20 protein-coding genes are annotated in these 25388 nt (G+C 72.3%); 13 read left to right on the top strand and 7 right to left on the bottom strand.

Going from position 1 to position 25388, the window contains the following annotated elements:
* Positions 1-32 precede the first annotated feature (32 nt).
* Positions 33-1322, top strand: a complete 1290-nt coding sequence (locus ACIGEZ_RS04770) for a citrate synthase (RefSeq protein ID WP_399825653.1) — start codon at positions 33-35, stop codon at positions 1320-1322.
* 426 nt (positions 1323-1748) lie between these two features.
* On the opposite strand, the gene ACIGEZ_RS04765 is transcribed toward ACIGEZ_RS04770, so the two are convergent.
* The 3 genes from ACIGEZ_RS04765 to ACIGEZ_RS04755 form a co-directional block, all read right to left on the bottom strand.
* Positions 1749-3986, bottom strand: a complete 2238-nt coding sequence (locus ACIGEZ_RS04765) for a heavy metal translocating P-type ATPase (protein WP_399825651.1) — start codon at positions 3984-3986, stop codon at positions 1749-1751.
* A gap of 72 nt (positions 3987-4058) precedes the next feature.
* The gene (locus tag ACIGEZ_RS04760; RefSeq protein ID WP_399825649.1) at positions 4059-4292 is read right to left on the bottom strand and encodes a heavy-metal-associated domain-containing protein; all 234 of its coding nucleotides are present in this window, start codon (positions 4290-4292) and stop codon (positions 4059-4061) included.
* Between the two features lie 205 nt (positions 4293-4497).
* Positions 4498-5151 carry a TetR/AcrR family transcriptional regulator gene (locus tag ACIGEZ_RS04755; protein ID WP_399825647.1) on the bottom strand — a complete coding sequence of 218 codons (654 nt, stop codon included), beginning with the start codon at positions 5149-5151 and terminating at the stop codon, positions 4498-4500.
* Positions 5152-5313: 162 nt separating this feature from the next.
* Here ACIGEZ_RS04755 and ACIGEZ_RS04750 point away from each other — a divergent pair, with 162 nt between their 5' ends.
* Positions 5314-7554: an MMPL family transporter gene (locus ACIGEZ_RS04750; protein WP_399825645.1), complete on the top strand. Its 2241-nt coding sequence runs from the start codon at positions 5314-5316 to the stop codon at positions 7552-7554.
* Between the two features lie 76 nt (positions 7555-7630).
* Here ACIGEZ_RS04750 and ACIGEZ_RS04745 read toward each other — a convergent pair whose 3' ends face one another.
* Together ACIGEZ_RS04745 and ACIGEZ_RS04740 are read right to left on the bottom strand one after the other, a co-directional pair.
* Positions 7631-7828 carry a helix-turn-helix transcriptional regulator gene (locus ACIGEZ_RS04745; protein ID WP_399825642.1) on the bottom strand — a complete coding sequence of 66 codons (198 nt, stop codon included), beginning with the start codon at positions 7826-7828 and terminating at the stop codon, positions 7631-7633.
* 213 nt (positions 7829-8041) lie between these two features.
* A complete protein-coding gene (locus ACIGEZ_RS04740) occupies positions 8042-8950 on the bottom strand; it encodes a sugar phosphate isomerase/epimerase family protein (protein WP_399825640.1) in 909 nt (302 codons plus the stop codon).
* A gap of 165 nt (positions 8951-9115) precedes the next feature.
* Between ACIGEZ_RS04740 and iolC the strand changes: the two genes are divergently transcribed.
* The 7 genes from iolC to ACIGEZ_RS04705 all read left to right on the top strand — a co-directional run bounded on the left by iolC (position 9116) and on the right by ACIGEZ_RS04705 (position 17182).
* Positions 9116-10117 carry a 5-dehydro-2-deoxygluconokinase gene (gene iolC, locus ACIGEZ_RS04735; RefSeq protein ID WP_399825637.1) on the top strand — a complete coding sequence of 334 codons (1002 nt, stop codon included), beginning with the start codon at positions 9116-9118 and terminating at the stop codon, positions 10115-10117.
* Positions 10114-11136 (top strand): deoxyribose-phosphate aldolase, encoded by a 1023-nt coding sequence (locus tag ACIGEZ_RS04730; protein WP_399825635.1) that lies wholly within the window; start codon positions 10114-10116, stop codon positions 11134-11136. The genes iolC and ACIGEZ_RS04730 overlap by 4 nt, the downstream gene beginning before the upstream one ends.
* 18 nt (positions 11137-11154) lie before the next feature.
* Positions 11155-11979, top strand: coding sequence for a 5-deoxy-glucuronate isomerase (iolB, locus tag ACIGEZ_RS04725; RefSeq protein ID WP_399826225.1), 825 nt, complete (start codon positions 11155-11157; stop codon positions 11977-11979).
* Entirely contained in the window at positions 11976-13847 is a 1872-nt protein-coding gene (gene iolD, locus ACIGEZ_RS04720) for a 3D-(3,5/4)-trihydroxycyclohexane-1,2-dione acylhydrolase (decyclizing) (RefSeq protein WP_399825633.1), read from the top strand. Before iolB ends, iolD begins: the two co-directional genes overlap by 4 nt.
* A 22-nt stretch (positions 13848-13869) precedes the next feature.
* A complete protein-coding gene (gene mmsA / locus ACIGEZ_RS04715; RefSeq protein ID WP_399825630.1) occupies positions 13870-15372 on the top strand; it encodes a CoA-acylating methylmalonate-semialdehyde dehydrogenase in 1503 nt (500 codons plus the stop codon).
* A gap of 73 nt (positions 15373-15445) precedes the next feature.
* Positions 15446-16048 carry a DUF4291 domain-containing protein gene (locus ACIGEZ_RS04710; RefSeq protein ID WP_399825627.1) on the top strand — a complete coding sequence of 201 codons (603 nt, stop codon included), beginning with the start codon at positions 15446-15448 and terminating at the stop codon, positions 16046-16048.
* A 36-nt stretch (positions 16049-16084) separates the two neighbouring features.
* Positions 16085-17182 (top strand): magnesium and cobalt transport protein CorA, encoded by a 1098-nt coding sequence (locus ACIGEZ_RS04705; RefSeq protein WP_399825625.1) that lies wholly within the window; start codon positions 16085-16087, stop codon positions 17180-17182.
* Between the two features lie 78 nt (positions 17183-17260).
* Here ACIGEZ_RS04705 and ACIGEZ_RS04700 read toward each other — a convergent pair whose 3' ends face one another.
* On the bottom strand, positions 17261-18439 hold the full coding sequence (locus tag ACIGEZ_RS04700) for a S8 family serine peptidase (protein ID WP_399825622.1): 1179 nt from the start codon (positions 18437-18439) through the stop codon (positions 17261-17263).
* A gap of 237 nt (positions 18440-18676) precedes the next feature.
* On the opposite strand from ACIGEZ_RS04700, the gene ACIGEZ_RS04695 reads away from it, so the two are divergent.
* Both ACIGEZ_RS04695 and ACIGEZ_RS04690 read left to right on the top strand, forming a co-directional pair.
* Positions 18677-21322, top strand: coding sequence for an alpha/beta fold hydrolase (locus tag ACIGEZ_RS04695; RefSeq protein ID WP_399825619.1), 2646 nt, complete (start codon positions 18677-18679; stop codon positions 21320-21322).
* Positions 21319-22176 (top strand): ABC transporter permease, encoded by an 858-nt coding sequence (locus ACIGEZ_RS04690; protein WP_399825617.1) that lies wholly within the window; start codon positions 21319-21321, stop codon positions 22174-22176. The genes ACIGEZ_RS04695 and ACIGEZ_RS04690 overlap by 4 nt, the downstream gene beginning before the upstream one ends.
* A 32-nt stretch (positions 22177-22208) precedes the next feature.
* On the opposite strand, the gene ACIGEZ_RS04685 is transcribed toward ACIGEZ_RS04690, so the two are convergent.
* Positions 22209-22919 (bottom strand): DNA-binding response regulator, encoded by a 711-nt coding sequence (locus ACIGEZ_RS04685; protein ID WP_399825614.1) that lies wholly within the window; start codon positions 22917-22919, stop codon positions 22209-22211.
* Between the two features lie 215 nt (positions 22920-23134).
* Between ACIGEZ_RS04685 and ACIGEZ_RS04680 the strand changes: the two genes are divergently transcribed.
* Both ACIGEZ_RS04680 and ACIGEZ_RS04675 read left to right on the top strand, forming a co-directional pair.
* On the top strand, positions 23135-24634 hold the full coding sequence (locus tag ACIGEZ_RS04680) for a von Willebrand factor type A domain-containing protein (protein WP_399825611.1): 1500 nt from the start codon (positions 23135-23137) through the stop codon (positions 24632-24634).
* 18 nt (positions 24635-24652) lie between these two features.
* A complete protein-coding gene (locus ACIGEZ_RS04675) occupies positions 24653-25126 on the top strand; it encodes a DUF1772 domain-containing protein (RefSeq protein ID WP_399825609.1) in 474 nt (157 codons plus the stop codon).
* Positions 25127-25388 lie beyond the last annotated feature (262 nt).

The following is a 25388-nucleotide window of genomic DNA, read 5'->3' as shown; positions in this document are numbered from 1 at the left end:
GAAGAAGAGGCACTACGTCGGTGAGGGATGACGTGAGCGACAACTCTGTAGTACTGCGGTACGCGGACGGTGAATACACCTACCCGGTGGTCGAGAGCACCGTCGGCGACAAGGGCTTCGACATCGGGAAGCTTCGAGCCCAGACCGGTCTGGTCACCCTGGACAGCGGATACGGCAACACCGCCGCCTATAAATCCGCCATCACCTACCTCGATGGTGAGCAGGGCATTCTGCGGTACCGCGGCTACCCCATCGAGCAGCTGGCCGAGCAGTCCACCTTCCTCGAGGTGGCCTCGCTACTGATCAACGGTGAGCTTCCCAAGGCCGACGAGCTCTCGGCCTTCCAGAACGAGATCACCCAGCACACGCTGCTGCACGAGGACGTCAAGCGGTTCTTCCAGGGCTTCCCGCGGGACGCCCACCCGATGGCCATGCTGTCCTCCGTGGTCTCGGCGCTGTCCACCTTCTACCAGGACAGCCACAACCCGTTCGACGAGGAGCAGCGGCACATCTCCACGATCCGGCTGCTCGCGAAGCTGCCGACGATCGCGGCGTACGCGTACAAGAAGTCGATCGGCCACCCCTTCGTCTACCCGCGCAACGACCTCGGGTACGTCGAGAACTTCCTGCGCATGACCTTCTCGGTCCCCGCCCAGGAGTACGAGCTCGACCCGGTCGTGGTCTCCGCGCTCGACAAGCTGCTGATCCTGCACGCGGACCACGAGCAGAACTGTTCGACCTCCACCGTGCGTCTGGTCGGCTCCTCGCAGGCGAACATGTTCGCCTCGATCTCCGCCGGCATCTCGGCCCTGTGGGGTCCGCTGCACGGTGGCGCCAACCAGTCGGTCCTGGAGATGCTCGAGGGCATCAAGACCAACGGCGGCGACGTCGACTCCTTCATCAACAAGGTGAAGAACAAGGAGGACGGCGTCCGCCTGATGGGCTTCGGCCACCGGGTGTACAAGTCCTTCGACCCGCGCGCCAAGATCATCAAGGCTGCGGCGCACGATGTCCTCTCGGCCCTCGGCAAGTCCGACGAGCTGCTCGACATCGCGCTGAAGCTCGAGGAGCACGCGCTCTCCGACGACTACTTCGTCTCGCGCAACCTGTACCCGAACGTGGACTTCTACACGGGTCTGATCTACCGCGCGATGGGCTTCCCGACCGAGATGTTCACCGTGCTGTTCGCCCTGGGCCGGCTCCCGGGCTGGATCGCCCAGTGGCACGAGATGATCAAGGAGCCGGGCTCCCGCATCGGCCGCCCGCGCCAGATCTACACGGGCGTCGTCGAGCGCGACTTCGTCCCGCTCGAGGCCCGCTGACCCGAGGCCCCACCGGCGCCCGCCGGCCTGCCGGCCCGAGGTCTGCCGACCCGGGCCCGCCGTCGCGGCCCCGCCAAGCGAAAGCGCCCCGCCGCCGATCCCCCCACGGGTCGGCGAACGGGGCGCTTCCCATATCCCCGGTGCGGATTCCCCCCACGGGATCCGGGCCGGGCGTCTGCTCGCGCGGTCTGCCGGGGTACGTACGGGAGGGCCGCTCAAAGCTCCCCGAGCACGTGCCCCGGCCGCGCTTGCCTGGGACGTCCCCCAAGACATCCCATGAACGTCCCCCAAGACGTTCTCGGCATCGCCCACTTAGACTCGCGAACAGCCCAGATGGTTACCCCCAAATATCTGTGATCTAGGTCTCTTTGTGAAGGTCCTGTGCATCACGTGTAGGTGAATTCGAGTGATCATCCGGCGCGGGGCTCAGCGGAAGCGCCGCAGCCGCAGGCTGTTGGTCACCACGAAAACGGACGAAAAGGCCATCGCGAATCCGGCGATCATCGGGTTGAGCAGCCCGGCAGCCGCCAGCGGGAGGGCGGCCACGTTGTAGCCGAAGGCCCACCCCAGGTTCCCCTTGATCGTCGCGAGGGTGCGCCGGGAGAGCCGGATGGCGTCCGCCGCGACCCGCAGGTCTCCTCGTACGAGAGTCAGGTCGCCCGCCTCGATCGCCGCGTCCGTGCCGGTGCCCATCGCGAGTCCCAGATCGGCGGTCGCCAGGGCGGCGGCGTCGTTCACCCCGTCGCCGACCATCGCCACCGTGTGCCCCTCCGCCTGGAGGCGCTTCACCACGTCCGCCTTGTCCTGCGGCAGCACCTCGGCGATCACCTCGTCGATGCCGACCTCCGCCGCCACCTTCTCCGCGACGGACCTGCTGTCCCCGGTGAGCAGCACCGGCCGGAGCCCCAGACCGCGCAGCCGGGCCACCGCCTCCGCGCTGGTCTCCTTGACCGCGTCGGCGACCGTCAGGGTCCCGCGGGCCCGCCCGTCCCAGGCGACGTGCACGACCCCCGGCGCCGGGGCGCCCGGAACCTCGATCCCCTCGGCCGCGAGCAGCGCGACGCGCCCGACGAGCACGAGGTGGCCGTCGACCGAGCCGCGCACCCCGAGCCCCGGCACGTTCTCGAAGGACTTCGGTACGGGCAGCTCGCCGGTCCTCGCGGCGGCGCCGGCCGCCACGGCGCGGGCGACCGGGTGCTCGGAGGCGTGCTCCAAGGCGCCCGCGAGGCGCAGCAGTTCGGCCTCGTCCGTGCCGCCGGTGCCGTAGGCGCCGCCGTACACGTGCACGCCGACGAGCTCCATGTGGCCCGTGGTGACCGTGCCGGTCTTGTCGAGGACGACGGTGTCGACGCGCCGGGTGGACTCCAGGACCTCGGGCCCCTTGATGAGGATGCCGAGCTGGGCGCCGCGGCCGGTGCCGACCATGAGGGCGGTCGGGGTGGCGAGGCCCAGGGCGCAGGGACAGGCGATGATCAGGACGGCTACGGCGGCGGTGAACGCGGCGGTGGTGTCGCTGGTCACGAGCAGCCAGGTCACCAGGGTGCCGAGGGCGATGAGCAGCACCACGGGCACGAAGACGGCGGAGATCCGGTCGGCGAGCCGCTGCACCTCGGCCTTGCCGTTCTGGGCCTCCTCGACGAGCCTGGCCATCCGGGCCAGTTGGGTGTCCGCGCCGACCCGGCCGGCTTCGACGACCAGTCGGCCGGAGGCGTTGACGCAGCCGCCGGTGACGGGGTCGCCGGGGGTCACCTCGACGGGTACGGACTCGCCGGTGAGCAGGGACGTGTCGACGGCCGAGGCGCCTTCGGCGACGGTGCCGTCGGTGGCGATCTTCTCCCCTGGCCGTACGACGAAGAGGTCGCCGACCCGCAGCGCGGTGACCGGGATCCGTACCTCGGCACCTTCGCGCAGCACGGCCACGTCCTTGGCGCCGAGGTGCATCAGGGCACGGAGGGCGGCACCGGCCTTGCGCTTGGCGCGGGCCTCCAGGTAGCGGCCGAGGAGGAGGAAGGTGACGACTCCGGCGGCGACCTCCAGGTAGATGGTGGAGGAGGCGTGGTCGCGGGTGACGGTGAGGTCGAAGTCGTGCCGCATGCCGGGGATGCCGGCGTCGCCGAGGAAGAGCGCCCACAGCGACCAGCCGAAGGCGGCGAGCGTGCCGACCGAGACGAGGGTGTCCATGGTGGCGGCGCCGTGCTTCAGATTGGTCCAGGCGGCGCGGTGGAAGGGCAGCCCGCCCCAGACGACGACGGGGGCGGCGAGGGTGAGCGAGAGCCACTGCCAGTTGTCGAACTGGAGGGCCGGGACCATGGCGAGCAGCACGACGGGCAGAGAGAGGACGGCGGAGACGGTGAGCCGCCGGCGCAGCGCGGCGAGCTCGGGGTCCTCGTCCCGTACGGCTCCGGGCTCGCCGTCCGGCTCCGGCTCGGGCTCGGGCGGCGGGGGTGCCTCGGCGGTGTAGCCGGTCTTCACGACGGTGGCGATGAGCTCGTCGACCCCGACCCCCGCCGGATGTTCGACCCGGGCCTTCTCGGTGGCGTAGTTGACGGTCGCGGTCACGCCGTCCATCCGGTTGAGCTTCTTCTCGACGCGGGCCGCGCAGGAGGCGCAGGTCATTCCGCCGATCGTCAGCTCGGTGACCGTGAGGGTGGGGATCGAGGTCATATGCCGTTTCCAAAGGGGAGCAGGGCCGCACCTCAACGGTACGACCCTGCACGGCCGGGAGCGGCGCCTTGGTCAGACGAGACCCACGAGCTCGTAGCCGGCCTCGTCGACGGCGGCGCGGACGGCCTCCTCGTCGAGGGGGGCGGCGGAGACCACGGTGACCTGGCCGGTGGAGGCCACGGCCTTGACCGAGGAGACCCCGGCGATCTCGGAGATCTCACTGGAGACCGCGCCCTCGCAGTGCCCACAGGTCATGCCCTTGACCTGGTAGACGGTGGTGAGTCCGGTCTTCGTCTCGGCGGTCATGAACGTTCTCCTCTTCGAGGCGGTGTGCTGCGGTGCGGGGTCCTGCTGGTGACGCAGGGCCGTACGCCGTACTAGAGCACAGTCTATACCCCTAGGGGGTATGAATTCCATCCCCGCCCCGCCGTTGCCGGGCGAGCCGAGGGGGCGCCCGGTCGTGTGCCGGGGCATCCCCGACCCTGCCGTCGGCAGGCCGTGTGGCCGGGGCCTACGGGCTCGGGGTCGTGGTGAGCCGCGCGCCGATGACCGGGTCGAGGTAGCGCAGCACGACCTTCTTCATCTCGGCGATCGTCGCCTCGCGTTCGGGACCCTCGGGTGCGGCCAGCACGAGGGCGAGGCCGGCCTTGACGACGGCGAAGGTCATGTCGGCGATCCGGGCCCGCTCGGCGGCTTCGCTCTCGGGCAGGTAGTGCGCGAGCAGATCGCCGACCCGGGCGAGCAGCGAGGCGTGCAGGGCGTCGTGCTCCTCGGCGATCCTGCCGGGGATCTCCGAGCCGTGCATGAGGGCGAGGAAGACGGGGTTGCGGCAGTTGAACTCGACCATCGGGTCGAGGACGGCGTCGATCAGCCGCGGCAGTGGCAGCGCCAGGTTCTCCGGGGTGAAGGCCTGCCCGTGGGCCTCCCGCATCTCGGCGAGGAGCCGGTCGCCGAGCTCGACGGCGATGGCCTCCTTGTTGGGGAAGTACTGGTAGAGCGTCCCGGGGGAGACGCTCGCCTCGCGCGCGATCGCGTTGGTGCTGGTCGCCGTGTACCCGTTGGTGCAGAAGACCTTCGCGGCGGCCTGCAGCAGCTGCGCGATACGGCGCTCGCCGCGGGCCTGGCGGCGGCGCGGCCTCGGTTCCTCGGACGTGACCTCGGACATGACTGTCCCCAGCTCTCTCAACACGTTTGACAAACACGAGACATCGCTCGCATTCTTGTGAAACGCGAGCGATCACTCGTGTTTGCCAGTCTATGGCAATGGACGACCCCTGCGACCTGCCGGGAAGCGAGCGCGGGGTCACGGTGAAGGGGACACCGCGTCATGGCCGAAGTCAAGAAACCAGCCCCCGTCCGGGGTGGGGGGTGGACCCGGTTCGTCACGGCGAGGCCGCGCCTGTCCTTGCTGGTCGCGCTCGTGATCACCGCGCTCGCGGTGCTCGCGGGCAGCGGCGTCGGCGACCGGATGGGCAGCGGCGGCTGGGAGGACCCGGACGCCGAGTCCACCTACGCGCTGGAGGTCCTGGAGCGGGAGTTCCCCGCCTCGCAGCCCAACCTGCTCCTGCTCGTCGACGCGGGCACCGCCGGGGTCGACTCCCCGGCCGTGGCCGCCGAGGCCGGGCGGCTCGCCGAGCGCCTCGAAGCCCAGCCCGGCGTCGGCGGCGTCGGCTCGTACTGGCAGACCGGCTCGCCGGCCCTGCGCTCGGAAGACGGCCGCACGGCCGTCATCTCCGCCCGGATCGACGGCGAGGAGAAGTCCGCCGGCGAGACCCTCGAGCGCATCGCCCCCGAGTTCCGCGGCTCCCACGGGCCGGTCGAGGTCTCGCTGGGCGGACCGCTCGCGGTGCGCCACGAGATGCAGACGATCATCCAGGAGGACCTGCTCAGGGCCGAGATGATCGCCCTGCCGATCACCCTCGTGCTGCTCGTCATGGTCTTCGGCAGCGCCATCGCCGCCCTGCTCCCGCTCGGCATCGGCATCGTCGCCATCCTCGGCACCAACGCCGTGCTGCGCGGCCTCACCGAGTTCACCGACGTCTCCGTCTTCGCGCAGAACCTCACCACCGCCCTCGGACTCGGACTCGCCATCGACTACGCCCTGTTCGTGGTCCGCCGCTTCCGCGAGGAGCTCGCCGCCGGCGCCGACACGAGGACCGCCGTCGCCACCACCCTGCGCACCGCCGGGCGGACCGTGCTCTTCTCCGCCCTCACCGTCGCCGTCTCGCTCGCCGCCATGATGGTCTTCCCGCAGTACTTCCTGCGCTCCTTCGCCTACGCCGGCATCGCGGTCGTCCTGCTCGCCGCGGCCGCCGCCCTGATCCTGCTGCCGGCGGCGCTCGTGCTGCTCGGCGACCGGGTCAACGCCCTTGACCTGCGAAGGCTGCTGCGCCGCAAGGCCGGGGCCGCAGCGGGGGAGAGCGGGGCCGCCGAGCCGGAGACCGGCGCCGGCTGGGCGCGCACGGCGGGTCTCGTGATGCGGCGGGCGCCGCTGTTCGCCGTGGCCACGGCCACCGGGCTCGTCCTCCTCGGACTGCCCTTCCTCGGCGTGAAGTTCGGCACCGCCGACCACCGTCAGCTCCCCACCACCGCCGAGTCCCGCGTGGTCCAGGACCGGCTGCGGGACGCCTTCGCCGGCAACCCCGGCGGCGGCATCACCGTGCTCGCCGAAGGCTCGGCCACCCCCGGGCAGTACGCGGCCTACCGCGACCGGATCGCCACCATCGACGGGGTCGGCCGGGTCGACGGACCGGTCACCTCCCCGGCCGGCGAGCGCACCCACGCCTACTTCACCGTCGTCCCCGAGGGCGAGACCGTCGGAGCCGGCGCCCAGCACGTGGTCTCCGAACTGCGAGCGGAGACCGCCCCGTTCGACACCTCCGTGACCGGAGCCGCCGCCGTCCTCGTCGACTCCAAGGACGCCATAGGGGAGCGTCTGCCCTGGGCCGCCGCCATCATCGTCGTCGTGACCCTGGTGCTCGTCTTCCTGCTCACCGGCAGCCTGCTGATCCCGCTCCAGGCGGTCCTGCTCAACGCACTCAGCCTCACCGCGATGTTCGGCGCCGTCGTCTGGGTCTTCCAGGAGGGCCATCTGGCCGGCCTCCTGGGCTTCACCCCCACCGGCGACATCGAGACGACCCTGCCCGTGCTGATGTTCTGCGTGGCCTTCGGACTTTCCATGGACTACGGGGTGTTCCTGCTCTCCCGGATCAAGGAGGAGTACGACGCCACCGGCGACCACGAGCACGCGGTCCGGTTCGGACTGCGCCGCACCGGCGGGCTCATCACCGCGGCCGCCGTCATCCTGGCCGTGGTCATGGTGGCGATCGGCACCTCCCGGGTCACCAACACCAAGATGCTGGGCCTCGGCGTCGCCCTGGCGGTCCTGATGGACGCCATGGTGGTGCGCAGCCTGCTCGTCCCCTCCGTGATGAAGCTGACCGGACGCCTCACCTGGTGGGCGCCGGGGCCGCTGCGCCGCCTCCACGACCGCTTCGGCATCAGCGAGGGCGGGATACCCGAGCCGCCGGACCCCGCCGCCGCCCGCGAGAAGCAGCACGTGGGATGACCTGACGGGACATCGCCGAGGGCCCCGCACCACGGATGCGCGGTGCGGGGCCCTGTGGATGGCGGCGGGGGAGAGGTCAGTCCCGGCGGCTCCGGTTCCCGGGACGGTTCGCGACCCAGATGCGGATGGTGTCCGGGTACCAGTACGGCTTGCCCGACTCGACGTGGTCGGGCGTCGGCAGCAGTCCGTGCTTCCGGTAGGAGCGGACCGTGTCCGGCTGCACCTTGATGTGCGCGGCGATGTCCTTGTACGACCAGAGCCTTCTGTCCGTCATGCGTGGCACCTCTCCTGCGTGCCCGGCAGCGGCGGCGGGGGTGCCGTCGGGGGAGCTGCCGGGCGATCACTGGCGATCACTGAGCCTGTGCCCGGACAACGACCCCTTCTGACGGGAAGAGAGCGGCTGTCGAACGCCTGTGACGGAAAACCCGTGTAACAGAGACATGCGTGACGAAGAGGTGATGGATGTGACGTAAGTGATGCATCGTCATCAGGCGCCGCAGGAGCGGAGGAAGTCGCGGGTGCGCACCGCGATGGGGTAGGGCCGGTCCGGCTCGCACGGGTACATGTCCTGCTCCACGATGGCGAACAGGTCCACGTCCAGGGCCTGGGCGGCCGCGAGGACCGGCTCGAAGGCCGGTACTCCCGACGGAGGTTCGCACATCACGCCCTGCGCCACAGCGGGGCCGAACGGCACCTCGTCGGCGACCACCCGGGCCAGCACCCTCGGGTCGACCTGCTTGAGGTGGAGATAGCCGATCCGCTCCCCGTAGGTCTCGATCAGCTTGACGCTGTCCCCGCCGCAGTACGCGTAGTGCCCGGTGTCCAGACAGAGCGAGACGTGCTCCGGGTCGGTGGCGTCGAGGAAGCGGGTGACGTTCTCCTCGGTGTCGATATGGGTGTCGGCATGCGGGTGGACGACGATCCGCAGCCCGTAGCGCTCCTTCACCTCCTGGCCGAGCCGCTCGGTCAGACCGGCCAGATCGCGCCATTGCCGCGCCGTGAGCGTGCGGTCCTCCAGGACCTCGCCCGTCTTGTCGTCGCGCCAGAAGGAGGGGATCACCACCAGATGTCGCGCACCCATCGCCTGGGCGAGGGCCGCGTTCTCGGCCACATGCGCCCAGGTGCGCTCCCAGACGTCCGGACCGCGGTGGAGACCGGTGAAGACGGTCGCGGCGGAGACCTTCAGGCCCCGCCGGCCGGTCTCCTCGGCGAGGACCGCCGGATCCGTGGGCAGATAGCCGTACGGGCCGAGCTCGATCCACTCGTAGCCGGCGCCGGACACCTCGTCGAGGAAGCGCTGCCAGGGCACCTGCAGCGGGTCGTCCGGGAACCAGACGCCCCAGGAATCGGGGGCGGAGCCGATGTGGATACGGGACAGCGGCGACGGTTTCGTCATGAATGCCACCTTGGCCGCGGTCTTCCGGGGGCGTCAATACGGCGGCGGCCCGCTGTTGCGTCGCGCGTCCGCCCGCCACGTCCGAATGTAAGGACATACCGTTGACAGGGTTCCCGGGCGACTACTAGACCTGGGGGCGGGGCCGAGGGCGAGAGGTGACGTGGCATGACGGCGGAGCCGTACGACCTGATCACGACGGGCCGCATCGGCGTGGACCTCTATCCGCTGCAGACCGGGGTGGAGCTGGGCCGGGTCGAGACCTTCGGGAAGTTCCTCGGCGGCTCCCCGGCCAACGTCGCCGTCGCCGCCGCGCGCCTGGGCCGCAGGACCGCGCTCGTCAGCCGCACCGGGGCCGATCCCTTCGGTGTCTATCTCCACCGCGAACTACGGGCGTTCGGGGTGGACGACCGCTGGGTGACGGACGTGGCGGAGTACCCCACGCCGGTCACCTTCTGCGAGATCTTCCCGCCCGACCACTTCCCGATCCACTTCTACCGCCGCCCCAAGGCCCCCGACCTGGAGATCCACCCCCACGAGCTGGACCTGCCCGCCCTGCGCGCGGCCCGCGCCTTCTGGATGACCGGCACCGGTCTCAGCGCCGAGCCCAGCCGCACCGCCACGCTCGGCGCGCTGCGGGAACGGGCCGGAGGCGCCGCCCGGGACGCGCTCACCGTGTTCGACCTGGACTGGCGGCCCACCCTGTGGGAGGCGCCGCAGGACGCTCCCGCGCTCTACCGGGAGGCCCTGCGGCACGCCACGGTCGCCGTCGGCAACCTCGACGAGTGCGAGGTGGCCACCGGCGAGCGCGAGCCGTACGCCGCCGCCCGGGCGCTGCTCGCCGCGGGCCCCCGGCTCGCCGTGGTCAAACAGGGCCCCAAGGGCGTCCTCGCGCTGGCCGCCGACGGCACCGGCGCCGAGGTGCCGCCGCTGCCCGTCGACGTGGTCAACGGCCTCGGCGCCGGCGACGCGTTCGGCGGCGCGCTCGCCCACGGACTGCTCGACGGCTGGGACCTGGAACACGTCCTGCGGTACGCCAACGCGGCGGGCGCGATCGTCGCCGGCCGGCTCGCCTGCTCACCCGCGATGCCGTACGACGAGGAGATCACCCTCGCCCTGGAGACCGGCACGGGGTCGATCCCGGAATCCCGCGGGGAGCGCACGCCATGACCGGCCCGACCGGCGCTCGACCGACGCCACGGCCCGACCCCGACCCCCACCCCGACGCCGCGCTGCCCCCGCTCGCGCCGCCCGCGTCGCTCGCGCCCGTGCAGCCCCCGCCCCGGCTCGCCCCCGTCGACGTCGAGTGGCTCGTCGCCGTCCGGGCCGAGCGGCCGCGGGCCGTAGCCGAGGCGGCCGCTCGGCGGCGCCGGCGGGCGTTCCTGGGGGAGCGGGGGCGGCTGCTCATCGTCGCCGCGGACCATCCGGCGCGGGGTGCGCTCGGGGTCGGCGGACGGCCGCAGGCGATGGCGAACCGGGCCGATCTGCTCGCGCGGCTCCGGCTCGCGCTCTCGCGCCCCGGCGTCGACGGGGTCCTCGGCTCCGCCGACATCCTCGACGACCTGCTACTGCTCGGCGCCCTGGAGGACCGGCTCGCGGTCGGTTCCATGAACCGGGGCGGTCTCGCGGGCGCCGCGTTCGAGCTGGACGACCGGTTCACCGGCCACCGCCCCGAGGACCTGGCCCGGTTCGGCTTCGACGCCGGGAAACTGCTGCTCCGCATCGACCCCGACGACCCCGGCTCGCTCACCACCCTGCACTCCGCCGCCCGCGCGGTCGACGCCATGGCCGCGCTGCGGCTGCCCGTCTTCGTCGAACCGTTCCTGTGCCGCCGCGACGCCGACGGGGCGCTGCGCACCGACCTGTCCGCCGAGGCCGTCACCACCTCTCTCGCGATCGCCTCCGGGCTGGGCGGCAGCTCCGCGTACACCTGGCTGAAGGTCCCCGTCACCGAGGACCCGGACGACATGGCCCGGGTGATGGCCAGTTCGACCCTGCCCGCCGTCCTGCTCGGCGGCGACCCGGGCCCCGGCCCGGCTGCCCAGCAGGCCGCGTACGAGCGCTGGCGCCAGGCGCTCGCGCTGCCCACCGTCCGCGGTCTGGTCGTCGGCCGCTCGCTGCTCTACCCGGCCGACGGCGACGTGGCAGCCGCCGTCGACACGGCGGTGAGCCTGCTGGACAAGGGGTAGGCACAGACCATGGACCCGATGCTCTCCACCCGCTCCCTCCACCTGCCGGCCGGGTCGGCCGCCCGCGGCCCGTACGCCGTCGACATCGACCCCGAGCAGGCCGGCTGGAGCCACGCTTCGCTGCGCGTGCTCGACCTGCCGCCCGGCGGGACCCACACGTTCGGGACAGGGAACAGCGAATGGGTGGTGCTTCCCCTGTCCGGTGGGGGTACGGTGCGCGTCGACGGGGAAATTCTCGAACTCGTGGGCCGCGCGAGCGTGTTCGACGGGGTTTCGGACTTCGCCTACGTACCCAGGGACGCCCACGCCCAGATCGCCTCCGGTGCGGGAGGCCGCTTCGCTTTGGCAGGAGCGAAGTGCGAGCGACGACTCCCCGCCCGCTACGGCCCCGCGCCGGAGGTTCCCGTCGAGCCCCGCGGCAGCGGCAACCGCTCCCGGGAGGTACGGAACTTCGCCGCGGCCGGCTCCTTCGACTGCGACCGGCTGATCGCCGTCGAGGTGATCACCCCCGGCGGCAACTGGTCCTCCTACCCGCCGCACAAGCACGACGAGCACCGCCCCGGCGAGGAGTCCGTCCTGGAGGAGATCTACTACTACGAGGTCGCGGCCCCACCCGGCCACGGCTACGGCTACCAGCGGATCACCCCCTCCCGTCCCGGCGGCGCCGAGCTGCTCGCCGAGGTCAGGACCGGCGACGCCGTCCTCGTACCCGACGGGTGGCACGGCCCGTCCATCGCCCAGCCCGGACACCCGCTGTACTACCTGAACGTCATGGCGGGCCCCGGCCCCGAACGGGAGTGGCGGATCTGCTTCCACCCCGACCACACGGAGGGATACGCATGAGCGTCCGGCTCACCGTCGCCCAGGCCCTGGTGCGTTTCCTCGCCGCGCAGCACACCGAACGCGACGGCGTACGGCAGCGGCTGATCACCGCGACCTGGGGCATCTTCGGCCACGGCAACGTCGCCGGCATCGGCCAGGCGCTCGTCGAGTACCCCGACCTCATGCCGTACCACCAGGGACGCAACGAGCAGGCCATGGTGCACGCGGCCGTCGGCTACGCCCGCCAGTCCAACCGTCTGCGCGCGCACGCCGTGACCACCTCCATCGGCCCCGGCGCCACCAACCTCGTCACCGGCGCGGCCCTCGCCACCATCAACCGCCTGCCCGTCCTCCTGCTGCCCGGCGACACCTTCGCCACCCGCCCGGCCGACCCCGTCCTCCAGCAGCTCGAAGTCCCGTACGCGGGCGAGGTGTCCGTCAACGACTGCCTGCGCCCCGTGTCGCGCTACTTCGACCGGATCACCCGCCCCGAGGCGCTCGTCCCGGCCGCCCTCGCCGCCGTACGCGTCCTCACCGACCCCGCCGACACCGGGGCCGTCACCCTCGCCCTGCCACAGGACGTGCAGGCCGAGGCGTACGACTGGCCCGAGGAGTTCCTCGCCGAGCGGACCTGGACCGTACGCCGCCCGCGGCCCGACGCGGCCGAACTCGACGCGGCGGTACGGGCGGTCAGGGCCGCCAGGCGCCCGCTGGTCATCGCCGGTGGCGGGGTCAGGTACAGCGCGGCCGAGGACGCCCTGCGCACCCTCGCCGAGCAGGCCGACCTCCCCGTCGCCAGCACCCAGGCGGCCAAGGGCGTCCTCCCGTACGACCACGCCTGCGACGTCGGCGGCATCGGACACACCGGCACCGCCACCGCCAACGCCCTCGCCCGCACCAGCGACCTGATCATCGGCGTCGGCACCCGCTACACCGACTTCACCACCGCGTCCGGCACCCTCTTCCGCCCGGACACCCGGCTGCTCAACCTCAACATCACCGGCTTCGACGCCCACAAGCAGAGCGCCCTGCCGCTCGTCGCGGACGCCCGGGAGGGACTCACCGCGCTGAGCGAGGCGCTCGGGGGACATCGGCAAGGCGGGCGGCACAACCCCGAGCGGTGGATCTTCTCCAAGCAGGAATGGCAGGAGCGGACCGACACCGCGTACACGCCTGACAGCGAGGACGCCCGCCCCACCCAGGTCCAGGTCCTCGGCGCACTCGACACCCTGGTCACCGGGGACGACATCCTGATCAACGCGGCCGGCTCGCTCCCCGGCGACCTCCACAAGCTGTGGCGGGCGCGCTCCACCGACCAGTACCACGTCGAATACGGCTACTCGTGCATGGGCTACGAGATCCCCGCCGCCATCGGCGTCGCCCTCGCCGCACCCGGCCGGCCGGTCTGGGCGCTCGTCGGCGACGGTACGTATCTGATGAATCCCACCGAGATCGTCACCGCAGTCCAGGAGAGGCTGCCCATCAAGGTGGTCATCCTCCAGAACCACGGCTACGCGTCGATCGGCGGCCTGTCCGAGGCGGTCGGCGCCGAGCGGTTCGGCACCGACTACCGCTTCCGGGCACCCGACGGCTCCTTCACCGGGGAGCCGCTGCCCGTCGACCTGGCCGCCAACGCCGCCTCCCTCGGCCTGCGGGTGCTCCGTGCCCGCACCGTGCGTGACCTGCGAGAAGCCCTCGCGGACGCGCGAGAGGCCACGGTCCCCACATGTGTCTACGTCGAGACCGAAACGGCAGACAGTGTGTCGGGCGCGCCCCCCGCCCAGGCGTGGTGGGATGTGCCCGTGGCCGAGACCTCGACCCGCCCGTCGGCGGTCAAGGCCCGCGAGGAGTACGACCGGCACGTCACCGCCCGACGCCGCCACCTGTAACAGCCAGAAGGAGCATTCCGTCATGACGAAGACCGTCAACCACTGGATCGGTGGCAAGAGCGTCGAGGGCACGTCGGGCAACTGGGGCCCGGTCACCGACCCGGCCACCGGCGCCGTCACCACGAAGGTGGCGCTGGCCTCGGTCGACGAGGTCGACGCCGCGGTCGCCGCCGCCAAGGCCGCCTACCAGACCTGGGGCACCTCCTCGCTGGCCCAGCGCACCACGATCCTCTTCCGCTTCCGCGCCCTGCTCGACGCCAACCGCGACGCGATCGCCGAGCTGATCACCGCCGAGCACGGCAAGGTGCACTCGGACGCGCTCGGCGAGGTCGCGCGCGGTCTGGAGATCGTGGACCTGGCCTGCGGCATCACCACCCAGCTCAAGGGCGAGCTGTCCACCCAGGTGTCCAACCGGGTGGACGTGGCGGCGATCCGCCAGCCCGTCGGCGTGGTGGCCGGCATCACCCCGTTCAACTTCCCGGCGATGGTGCCGATGTGGATGTTCCCGCTCGCCATCGCGTGCGGCAACACCTTCATCCTCAAGCCGAGCGAGAAGGACCCGTCGCCGTCCCTGAAGATCGCCGAGCTGCTCGCCGAGGCGGGCCTGCCGGACGGCGTCTTCAACGTCGTGCACGGCGACAAGGTGGCCGTGGACCGGCTCCTGGAGCACCCGGACGTCAGCGCGATCTCCTTCGTCGGCTCGACCCCGATCGCGCGGTACATCCACACGACGGCCTCGGCGGCCGGCAAGCGCGTCCAGGCCCTCGGCGGCGCCAAGAACCACATGCTGGTGCTGCCCGACGCCGACCTGGACGCTGCGGCCGACGCGGCGGTCTCGGCGGCGTACGGCTCGGCCGGCGAGCGCTGCATGGCGATCTCCGCGGTCGTGGCGGTGGGCGCGATCGGCGACGAGCTGGTGCAGAAGATCCGCGAGCGCGCCGAGAAGATCAAGATCGGCCCCGGCAACGACCCGACCTCCGAGATGGGCCCGCTCATCACGGCCGTGCACCGCGACAAGGTCGCCTCGTACGTGCACGGTGCGGCGGACGAGGGCTGCGAGGTCGTCCTGGACGGCACCGGCCACACCGTCGACGGCTTCGAGGACGGCCACTGGATCGGCCTGTCCCTCCTGGACCACGTGCCGACCACCGCCAAGGCCTACCAGGACGAGATCTTCGGCCCGGTCCTGTGCGTGCTGCGCGCCGAGACGTACGAGGAGGGCGTAGCCCTCATCAACGCCTCCCCGTTCGGCAACGGCACCGCGATCTTCACCCGCGACGGCGGCGCGGCCCGCCGCTTCCAGCTGGAGATCGAGGCCGGCATGGTCGGCGTGAACGTGCCGATCCCGGTGCCGGTGGGCTACCACTCCTTCGGTGGCTGGAAGGACTCGCTCTTCGGCGACCACCACATCTACGGCAACGACGGCATCCACTTCTACACCCGCGGCAAGGTCGTCACGACCCGCTGGCCGGACCCCTCCGAGGCCCCGACGGGCGTCGACCTGGGCTTCCCGCGCAACCACTGACCGCAGCCGCCGAGCGGCCCGCCTGCCGAAAACGGATTGGCCCCCGGGGCGCGCGTCGCGCACCCTGGGGGCCATGTCCGTTCCTCCCAAGCACCAGATCCGCGCCCGGCACACCGCCGGGACGATCACCGTCTACCAGGCGTACAGGCCCTCCCTCGGCCTCCCGGCCGCCCGTGACGGTCGCTTCCCGCCCGCCTGGAAGCGCGAGCGGATGACCTGGATCAAGCCCTCTTTCCTGTGGATGATGTACCGCTGCGGCTGGGGCCTGAAGGACGGTCAGGAGACCGTCCTCGCCGTCGAGATCACCCGCGAGGGCTTCGAATGGGCACTGGCGAACGCCTGCCTCTCCCACTACGTGCGCGGCGTCCACCCCGACCGGGCCACCTGGCAGCGGGAGCTGAAGAGCTCGCCGGCCCGCGTCCAGTGGGACCCCGAGCGCGACCTGCACCTGCGGCCGCTGCCGTACCGCTCGCTCCAGCTCGGGCTGGCCGGCGAGGCGTCGCGGCGCTACGCCGACGAGTGGACGGTCGGCATCCGGGACGTGACGCCGCTCGCCCGGGAGATCCACGGCCTGGTGCGCGAGAAGCGTCTGGACGAGGCCGGGCGGCTGCTGCCCGAGGAGCGGCCCTACGCGGTGCGGGAAGGGATCCTCGGGCGACTGGTGCCGAGTGCCTGATGGCAGACTGGCCGCCCCTTCGTCCAAGGAGTCGGTATGTCTATGGTCGGCGGCCTGCGCAGGATGGCCCGTCTCGCCCGGCGCATGCGTCGCGTGGACCTCAGCCACCCCGCGCGCTCGCCGCTCGGCAGCACCGTGGTGAAGTGCGTCGTGTACCGCGACGGCCGCCGGCAGCCGGGTGCGGACGGCGTCGAGGAGTGTGTACGGCAGGTCCGTAAGCGCGGCGGCGGCGGTTTCGTCTGGCTGGGGCTGCACGAGCCGAGCGAGAAGGAGTTCGCGGGCGTGGCCGAGCTCTTCGGCCTCCACCCGCTCGCCGTCGAGGACGCGGTCCACGCCCATCAGCGGCCCAAGGTGGAGCGGTACGGGGACGTGCTGTTCGCGGTGTTCAAGACCGTCACCTACGTCGAGCACGAGGAGCTCACGGCCACGAGTGAGGTCGTCGACACCGGCGAGATCATGGTCTTCACCGGCCCGGACTTCGTCGTGACCGTCCGGCACGGCCGCCACGGCTCCCTCGGCCCGCTGCGCGAGGCCCTGGAAGCCGGGCCCGAGCAGCTCGCGCAGGGGCCGTCGGCGGTGCTGCACGCCATCGCCGACCAGGTCGTCGACGACTACCTCGCGGTCGTGGACGCCGTCCAGAACGACATCGAGCAGGTCGAGACCGAGGTCTTCGCCCCCCGCTCCAAGACGCCGCCCGACGCCGGCCGCATCTACCAGCTCAAGCGCGAGCTCCTCGAACTGAAGCGGGCCACCGTTCCCCTCGCCCGCCCCCTGGAGGCCCTGGCCACCCAGCCGCCGCCGGTCGTCGACCCTGCGATACGGCCGTACTTCCGGGACGTCACCGACCACCTCGCCCGCGTCACCGAGCAGATCAACGCCTTCGACGGCCTGATCGACTCGATCCTCCAGGCCCACCTCGCCCAGGTGACGGTGGCGCAGAACGAGGACATGCGCAAGATCACCGCCTGGGCCGCGATCGTCGCCGTGCCCACCATGGTCTGCGGCGTGTACGGCATGAACTTCGACCACATGCCGGAACTGAAGTGGCGCTACGGCTACCCGCTCGTCCTCGCCGTCATGGCGACGGCCTGCTTCCTCATCCACCGCGGCTTCAAGCGCAACGGCTGGCTCTGAGGCCCCGGGCCGGTGCGCCCCGGGCCGTCTGCGCCCCGGGCCGGTGACGGCCCGGGACCGGTCGGGAAGCCGCGTGGGCTACCAGATCGAGTGCAGGAGCTTGTTCGGGGAGCCGGTCCTCGGGTCCTGGACCTTGCCGCTCGTGGCGTTGTCCACCAGCGCGGTGCTCACCTGGGCCGGGGTGGCCGTCGGGTGGGCGGCGAGGTAGAGGGCCGCGACGCCCGCCGTGTGCGGGGTGGCCATCGACGTGCCCGAGATGGTGTTCGTCGCCGTGTCGCCGTCCTTCCACGCCGAGGTGATCGAGACGCCCGGGGCGAACAGGTCCACGCACGTGCCGTAGTTGGAGAACGAGGCCCGCTTGTCGGCGGAGTCCGTCGCGCCGACCGTGATCGCCTCGGGGACGCGGGCCGGGGAGTAGTTGCAGGCCTTCGCCGGCAGGCCGAGGAAGTTGCCGTTGCCGGCGGCGATCGCGTACGTGACGCCCGAGGCGATCGAGCGCTTCACCGCGTCGTCGAGCGAGGTGTTCGCCCCGCCGCCCAGGCTCATGTTGGCGACGGCCGGCTTGACCGCGTTGGCCGTCACCCAGTCGACGCCCGCGATGACGCCGGCGGTCGTGCCGGAGCCGTTGCAGTCGAGGACCCGGACCGCCACCAGCTTCGCGCCCTTGGCGACGCCGTACTTCGCGCCGCCGACCGTGCCCGCCACATGCGTGCCGTGGCCCTGGCAGTCCTGGCCGTTCTGCCCGCCGCCGACGGTGTCCGTGCCGACACTCGCCCGGCCGCCGAACTCACTGTGGGAGGTGCGGATTCCGGTGTCGATGATGTAGGCGGTGACGTTCGATGCGGTGGTGTCGTACGTGTACGTGGTCGACAGCGGCAGGTCCCGCTGGTCGATCCGGTCGAGCCCCCAGGTCGCGCCGGTCTGCGTGTCGGCGATCCTGACGGTCGCGTTCTGCTCGACGTACGCCACCCGCGGGTCGGCGGCCAGGGCGGCTGCCCTGGAGCGGGACATCGTGGCCGAGAAGCCCTTCAGGACCGAGCGGTACTCGTGCTTCGGCGTCACCCCCAGATCGGCGGCGCGGGTGGAGCCGTCCTTGAGGACGACGATCCAGCTGTCGTCGACCGCGAGCGAGGCCGGGGCGAGGCGGAGGTCGCCGACGGTGGCGCTCCGGGCGGTGGGGGAGGCGGCGAACTGCAGTCCGGCGGCGAGCGCGAGGACGGGGACGAGCGCTATCGCGCGGCGGCGGGTACGGATCATGTGGTGGGGCACCTGACCTTCCGTTTGTCCGGGTTACCGGCACGTAAGGGTGTGTGGTGCGCCACAGGTTCCCGCCTTGTCATGCGTCGTACAAGAGGATGTCCGGTCCCCTCACCGCTCCTTCACCTCATACCGCGGCTGGTGTACGCGGTATGTGCCGCGTACGACCTGGGAAGGCCGCCGAGTTCCGCCCCGAGGCAGCGGAGTCGGCGGCCTGCCTCCGCCTAGGCTCGACCCATGCAGCTGCGACTTCCCCGGAGGGGGCTTCCGCGGTGGGCCGCGGTCGTCGCCGTCCTCGCCGTGTTCGCAGGTGGCGCCGGTACCTATACCGCCGTCGCCTCCGACGACCCACCGGCCGTGCACCGCGCGGACCGGATGCTCGACCTCGACGGGGTACGCATCGACACCTCGTACTTCACCTCCGGGGGCCCGGGCCGCCGGCCCGCCGTCCTCGTCGGCCACGGTTTCGGCGGCTCCAAGGACGACGTCCGCGCCCAGGCCGAACGACTCGCCCGCGACGGATACGCCGTGCTGACCTGGTCCGCCCGCGGCTTCGGCGCCTCCACCGGGCAGATCGGGCTCAACGACCCGGACCGCGAGGTCGAGGACGTCCGCGGCCTCGTCGACTGGCTCGCCGGCCGGCCCGACGTGCTGCTCGACAAGGCGGGCGACCCGCGGGTCGGCGTCACCGGAGCCTCGTACGGCGGCGCGATCTCGCTGCTCGCGGCCGGGTACGACCCGCGCGTGGACGCCGTCGCCCCGCAGATCACGTACTGGAACCTCGCCGACGCGCTGTTCCCGAACGGCGTCTTCAAGAAGCTGTGGGCCGGCATCTTCTTCTCCGCGGGAGCGACGGACGGGGCCGGTGCCTGCGGCCGCTTCAGCCCCGAGGTGTGCGCCCTCAACCAGCGCGTCGCCGTCTCCGGAAAGCCCGACGCGGCCGCCCGCGATCTCCTGGAGGCCCGCAGCCCCTCGGCCGTCGGCGCCCGCATCAAGGTGCCCGCGCTGATCGTCCAGGGCCAGTCCGACTCGCTCTTCACCCTCGCCCAGTCCGATGCCATGGCCAGGACCATCGCCGCCAACGGCGCCCCGGTCGCCGTGGACTGGACGGTGGGCGGCCACGACGGCGGCGACCGCGAGACCGACCGCGTCGAGCGGCGCGTCACCACCTGGTTCGACCGCCACCTCAAGCGGGACACCTCCGTCGACACCGGGCCCGCCTTCCGCGTCAGCCGTACCGGAGGCGTCGACTCCACCGACGGCCAGGCCACCCTCCGCGGTGCCACCGCCGACCGCTACCCCGGCCTCGCCGCCGGGCCCGTCTCCGTGACCCTCGGCGGCCGCCCGCAGTCCTTCACCAACCCCGCCGGCGCCAGCCCGCCCGCCATCTCCGCCGTCCCCGGCGTCGGCGGCGGCCTCTCGCAGCTCTCCTCGCTCGGCGTGGGCCTGTCCCTCGACTTCCCCGGCCAGTTCGCCGCGTTCGACGCCCGGCCGCAGACCCGGCCGGTCCGCGTCACCGGCTCCCCGACCGTCCGCGTCAAGGTCACCTCCACGGCGGCCGACGGCTCGGCCGTCCTCTTCGCCAAGGTGTACGACGTGGGGCCGGACGGCCGGCAACAGGTGCTGCCCGCCCAGCTCGTCACCCCCGTACGCGTGGACGACGCCGCCAAGGGCAAGGCCGTCGACCTCACCCTGCCCGCCGTGGACCACGAGGTGGAGGCCGGCCACCGGCTGCGCCTCGTCCTCGCGGCCACGGACCTCGGCTACGCCTCGCCGGCCGCCCCCGCCACGTACACCGTCGCCGTCGAGAGCCTGCTGACCGTGCCGACCGCACCCGCCGTGACCACCCAGGCGGCCGGGCTGCCGTGGTGGGTGTGGGGCCTCCCGCTCGCCGGCCTGGTCGTGGCGGGTCTGCTGCTGCTGACGGCCCGGCGCAGGACGGCGGCGCCCGCTTCCGACCCGTCGCTCGCGGACGTCCCGCTCCAGATCACCGGCCTCAGCAAGAAGTACAAGGGCGGCGACCGGTACAGCGTCCGCGAGCTCTCCTTCCGCGTCGAACAGGGCCAGGTCCTCGGCCTGCTCGGCCCCAACGGCGCCGGAAAGACCACCACCCTGCGCATGCTGATGGGCCTGATCACCCCCGACGAGGGTGAGATCAGGGTCTTCGGGCAGGCGATCCGGCCGGGCGCCCCGGTGCTCTCCCGGGTGGGCGCCTTCGTCGAGGGCGCGGGCTTCCTGCCGCACCTGTCCGGCCGCGAGAACCTGGATCTGTACTGGCGCGCCACCGGCCGCCCCGCCGAGGACGCCCATGTCGACGAGGCCCTGCGGATCGCCAACCTGGGCGGCGCCCTCGAGCGCGCGGTCCGCACCTACTCGCAGGGCATGCGACAGCGGCTCGCCATCGCCCAGGCCATGCTCGGCCTGCCGGACCTGCTGATCCTGGACGAGCCGACCAACGGCCTCGACCCCCCGCAGATCCGGGAGATGCGCGAGGTGATGATCCGTTACGCGGCCGGGGGCCGGACCGTCATCGTCTCCAGCCACCTCCTCGCCGAGGTCGAACAGTCCTGCACCCACCTCGTGGTGATGGACCGCGGCGGCCTCGTGCAGGCGGGCCCGGTCGAGGAGATCACCGGCTCCGGCGACACCCTCCTCGTCTCCCTCGGCGCGCCCGTCCCGGACGCGCTCGTGGACAAGCTCGCCGCCGTGGAGGGCATCGCCTCCGCCGTACGCACCGACAACGGCCTGCTCGTACGGCTCGACGGCGCGAGCCCCACCGCTCTGATCGGCGAACTCGTCCGCCTGGACGTGCCCGTGACCGGCGTGGGACCGCACCGGCGCCTGGAAGACGCGTTCCTGACCCTGATCGGAGAGACCGCATGACCGCCGCCGCTCCTGTGGCGCCCGGCTACGCGCCGGGCCGCACCCTGCCGCTGCGCGTGGAGGCGGTACGCCAGCTGAAGCGCCGCCGCACCCTGGTCATGGGCGCGATCCTGGCCGCCCTCCCCTTCATCCTGATCGCCGCCTTCGCGATCGGCGGCGGCCCGGACGGCCGGGAGAACGGCCGGATCACCCTGATGGACACGGCGACCGCCTCCGGCGCCAACTTCGCGGCGACCTGCCTCTTCGTCTCCGCGGGCTTCCTGCTCGTGATCCCGGTGGCGCTGTTCTGCGGCGACACGGTCGCCTCGGAGGCCAGCTGGTCCTCCCTGCGCTACCTCCTCGCCGCCCCCGTCCCGCGCGCCCGCCTCCTGTGGTCCAAGCTCGCCGTGGGCCTCGGCCTCAGCGCCACCGCGATGCTCCTGCTGCCCCTGGTCGCCCTCGCCGCCGGCACCGTCGCCTACGGCTGGGGCCCCTTGAGGCTCCCCACGGGCGGCTCCCTCCCGGCCGGCGACTCCCTCCTGCGCCTCGGCATCGCGGTCGCCTTCGTCTTCGTGTCCCAACTCGTCACCGCGGGCCTCGCCTTCTGGCTCTCCACCCGCACCGACGCCCCGCTCGGCGCGGTCGGCGGCGCCGTCGGCCTCACCATCATCGGCAACGTCCTCGACGCGGTCACCGCCCTCGGCGACTGGCGCGCCTTCCTCCCGGCCCACTGGCAATTCGCCTGGGCCGACGCCCTCCAGCCCCAACTGGAATGGCCCGGAATGGCCAAGGGCGCCGCCATCTCCGTCACGTACGCCCTGATCCTCTTCGCCCTCGCCTTCAGGGGCTTCGCCCGCAAGGACATCGTTTCCTAGGGCCCGGTCCGTGCGGCATCACACCCACCCCGTCACACCCACCCCCTCCGAGCCGCTTCCGCCCCCGCGCGGAAGCGGCTCGTCGTGCCTAGCGCGGCCATCAGTTCGCCCACGCGGCGGCTGTACGTGCGGGGGGACATGCCCAGGCGGGTCGCGGCGGTCTCGTCGGTGAGGCCGGCGAGGAGGGCGTCGAGGACGGGGCGGAGTTGTGGGGGGAGGTCGCGGGAGGGGGCGGTGAGGCCCGCGAGTTCCTGGCCGGTGTCCCAGCAGGCGTGGTGGGCGCGGACCAGGGCCTGGACCACGACGGGGTCGCGGATGAGGAGCAGGCCGTTGTAGTGGAGCTCCAGGTCGAGGGGGACGGCGGCGACCGTGCGGTCGACGACGATCATCTTGAACGGGATGGAGTCGGCGACCCTGGCCCGGCCCGGCATCCGGATCGCGTCCGCCACCTGGGGGAGGGCGTGGCGGGGCACGATCCGGCGCACTTCGTCGGCCCGCTCCGCCGCCGCGCGCATGCACGCTCCTGCCAGCTCCAGGAACGGCTCGGGGATCGCGCGGGTCGCGGAGGCGGCCGGGTCGTCGAAGGTCAGCAGCTCGTGCCGGGCCGAGGCGGCGAGCCCCGCGAGCGCGGCGCTGACCCGGCGCGTGCCGCGGACCGGACGCCCCGGAGGCCGTTGCAGCTCGGGACCGGCACGGCCCATCGCCGAACGGGCGAGCATCACGGAGCCCGCAGTGTCTGCCACCGGTGACCACCCCCGCCCGTACGTGTGCCACTCCATGTACGCATGCGACTGCACACGGTGACAACCCCTGTTGACAAGGATGGCGAGTCCCTGCCACGGCAGCCCGCCCCCGCCGCCGTTGCCGCATTGAGATCCATCCGCAACTCCTTCGTCTGCTCCTTCCGGCCTGCTCGGACGTCACATTCACAAGTGCGTTACTACGAGGGGGAGATGTCATGGAGTCACGGAAAGCCGCAGCGGCGTTCGCCGGACTGCTCGCCGGTGTACTCGTGCTCACCGGCTGCGCGGGGGGCGAGAACGGCACCAGGCAGACCAGTGCCGATCACGCGGTGCCCGACGCCGGACCCGCGCCCGCACCCGACGGGCGGCGGCCGTCCGGTGCGCCCGAAGCCGCCGACCGGCTGTCCACGTTCGCCCTGGACGTCGACACCGCCTCGTACGGCTACGCCCGCCGCACCCTCGCCGAGGGCCGGCTGCCCGAGCCGAAGACCGTACGGCCCGAGGAGTTCGTCAACAGCTTCAAGCCCGACTACCCGCGGCCGCGGGACAACGGCTTCAGCGTCACCGTCGACGGCGCCCGCTCCGACGCCGACGGCTGGTCGCTGGTGCGGGTCGGGCTCGCCACCCGGCCCAGCGAGGGCGAACGGCCGCCCGCCGCCCTCACGTTCGTCGTGGACGTCTCCGGGTCCATGGGCGAGCCCGGCAGGCTCGACCTCGTCAAGGAGTCCCTCGGCCTGCTCGCCGACCGCCTGCGCGACGACGACTCCATCGCCCTCGTCACCTTCAGTTCCGAGGCCGAGACCCGGCTGCCCATGACCCGCGTCGGCGGAAACCGCGAGCGCCTCCACCAGGCCGTCGACGCCCTGGAGACCAGCTCCTCCACCAACGTCGAGGCGGGCGTCCGCACCGGCTACGACGTGGCCGTCGAGGGGCGCCGCGAGGGCGCCACCAACCGGGTCGTGCTGCTCTCCGACGCGCTCGCCAACACCGGCGACACCGACGCGGCGGGCATCCTGGAGCGGATCGACGAGGAGCGCAGGGACTACGGGATCACCCTCTTCGGCGTCGGTGTCGGCAGCGAGTACGGCGACGACTTCATGGAGCGCCTCGCCGACAAGGGCGACGGCCACACCACGTACGTCTCCACCCCCGAACAGGCCCGCAAGGTCTTCGTCGACCAGCTCCCCGGCCACATCGAACTGCGCGCCCGCGACGCCAAGGCGCAGGTCGCCTTCGACCCGAAGACCGTGGAGAGCTTCCGGCTCATCGGCTACGACGACCGCAAGGTCGCCGACGAGGACTTCCGTGACGACCGCGTCGACGGCGGCGAGATCGGCGCCGGGCACACGGTGACCGCGCTGTACGCCGTCAGGCTGCGCCCCGGGAGCAGCGGGCGGGTCGCCACGGCCACGGTCCGCTGGCTCGACCCCGCCAGCCGTGCCCCGCACGAGCGGTCCGGCTCGGTGGACTCCGGCGCGCTCACCGCCCCGATCTGGGGAGCGGGCCACGACAGCCTCCAGCTGACCGCCATCGCCGCCTACTTCGCCGACCGGCTGCGCGGCGGTGAACTGCCCGGTGCGCCCGCCCTGTCGAGCCTGGCCGCCCGCGCCTCCGCCCTGGCCGAGCGGGCCCGCTCGGCGTCGGTGCGGGAGCTGGCCGAGGCGATCCGCCAGGCCGACGGCTTGGGCGGTTCGGCCGACCCGTACGCGGGGTGATCCGTCATCATGGAGCCCATGCCCGCCCTGCTGCTCGCCCTCGCCATCGTCTCCACCGGCCTCTACGCCGGGTTCATGCTGATCTTCCAGACCGGCATCATGCCCGCGCTCGCCCGGTTGTCGGACGAGGAGTTCGTCCACGCGATGCGGCGGATCAACGAGTGCGTGCCGAAGCCGGTGTTCCTGCTGGTCTTCTTCGGGCTCGTCGCCTTCCCGGCGGCCGCCCTGTTCGTCCCTGTCGACGGGCGGACGGACACCCAGAAGTGGCTGGTCCTGGCGGGGCTCGTGTGCGCCGTCCTCAACCACGTCGTCACGGCGGGCGGGAACATCCCGCTCAACAACGCCCTGGCGGCGTCCGAGCCGGCCGACGAGCCGGCGGCCGCGGTGCGGGCGGCCTTCGAGAAGCGCTGGAACGGCTTCCACCGCATCCGCACCCTGCTGATCCTCGCCTCCTTCGGGCTGCTCACCGCGTCCGCGGTCGTCACCTCCTGACCCCGGCGGCGGGTCCTTGGCGACCGAGAGGTCGGTTTTCCCGTCGCCCTGAGTGACGTTGACGGTCCGCCGGATCCGGCGGACCGTCCGGACCTGACGTTCTGTGGAGCGGGAGGGTTAGGATCAGTGCAGGTCAGAGCACTGCAGATCCGCTTGGTGAGACTCTCTGGTTCACTGCCGACAGGGCTTCGGGTATCTTCCAGCTGCCGGAAAATTGGTACCCCCAGGTTTGTTTTCTCGGGCCACCGGGATGCCGGTTCGG

It is taken from the genome of Streptomyces sp. NPDC085481 (assembly GCF_044541845.1).
Lineage (GTDB): Bacteria > Actinomycetota > Actinomycetes > Streptomycetales > Streptomycetaceae > Streptomyces.
The sequence above is the reverse complement of the archived record's forward strand: the minus strand, read 5'-3'. Positions and strand labels throughout refer to the sequence as shown.

What these genes read in the sequence shown, in the direction of transcription:
- ACIGEZ_RS04755 (WP_399825647.1), bottom strand. Translation starts at nt 5,151, where the DNA reads ATGTCCGAGGTCACGTCCGAGGAACCGAGGCCGCGCCGCCGCCAGGCC.
- ACIGEZ_RS04740 (WP_399825640.1), bottom strand. Translation starts at nt 8,950, where the DNA reads ATGACGAAACCGTCGCCGCTGTCCCGTATCCACATCGGCTCCGCCCCC.
- ACIGEZ_RS04765 (WP_399825651.1), bottom strand. Translation starts at nt 3,986, where the DNA reads ATGACCTCGATCCCCACCCTCACGGTCACCGAGCTGACGATCGGCGGA.
- ACIGEZ_RS04705 (WP_399825625.1), top strand. Translation starts at nt 16,085, where the DNA reads ATGTCTATGGTCGGCGGCCTGCGCAGGATGGCCCGTCTCGCCCGGCGC.
- ACIGEZ_RS04760 (WP_399825649.1), bottom strand. Translation starts at nt 4,292, where the DNA reads ATGACCGCCGAGACGAAGACCGGACTCACCACCGTCTACCAGGTCAAG.
- mmsA (WP_399825630.1), top strand. Translation starts at nt 13,870, where the DNA reads ATGACGAAGACCGTCAACCACTGGATCGGTGGCAAGAGCGTCGAGGGC.
- ACIGEZ_RS04690 (WP_399825617.1), top strand. Translation starts at nt 21,319, where the DNA reads ATGACCGCCGCCGCTCCTGTGGCGCCCGGCTACGCGCCGGGCCGCACC.
- ACIGEZ_RS04745 (WP_399825642.1), bottom strand. Translation starts at nt 7,828, where the DNA reads ATGACGGACAGAAGGCTCTGGTCGTACAAGGACATCGCCGCGCACATC.
- iolB (WP_399826225.1), top strand. Translation starts at nt 11,155, where the DNA reads ATGCTCTCCACCCGCTCCCTCCACCTGCCGGCCGGGTCGGCCGCCCGC.
- ACIGEZ_RS04700 (WP_399825622.1), bottom strand. Translation starts at nt 18,439, where the DNA reads ATGATCCGTACCCGCCGCCGCGCGATAGCGCTCGTCCCCGTCCTCGCG.
- iolD (WP_399825633.1), top strand. Translation starts at nt 11,976, where the DNA reads ATGAGCGTCCGGCTCACCGTCGCCCAGGCCCTGGTGCGTTTCCTCGCC.
- ACIGEZ_RS04675 (WP_399825609.1), top strand. Translation starts at nt 24,653, where the DNA reads ATGCCCGCCCTGCTGCTCGCCCTCGCCATCGTCTCCACCGGCCTCTAC.
- ACIGEZ_RS04730 (WP_399825635.1), top strand. Translation starts at nt 10,114, where the DNA reads ATGACCGGCCCGACCGGCGCTCGACCGACGCCACGGCCCGACCCCGAC.
- ACIGEZ_RS04750 (WP_399825645.1), top strand. Translation starts at nt 5,314, where the DNA reads ATGGCCGAAGTCAAGAAACCAGCCCCCGTCCGGGGTGGGGGGTGGACC.
- ACIGEZ_RS04710 (WP_399825627.1), top strand. Translation starts at nt 15,446, where the DNA reads ATGTCCGTTCCTCCCAAGCACCAGATCCGCGCCCGGCACACCGCCGGG.
- iolC (WP_399825637.1), top strand. Translation starts at nt 9,116, where the DNA reads ATGACGGCGGAGCCGTACGACCTGATCACGACGGGCCGCATCGGCGTG.
- ACIGEZ_RS04680 (WP_399825611.1), top strand. Translation starts at nt 23,135, where the DNA reads ATGGAGTCACGGAAAGCCGCAGCGGCGTTCGCCGGACTGCTCGCCGGT.
- ACIGEZ_RS04695 (WP_399825619.1), top strand. Translation starts at nt 18,677, where the DNA reads ATGCAGCTGCGACTTCCCCGGAGGGGGCTTCCGCGGTGGGCCGCGGTC.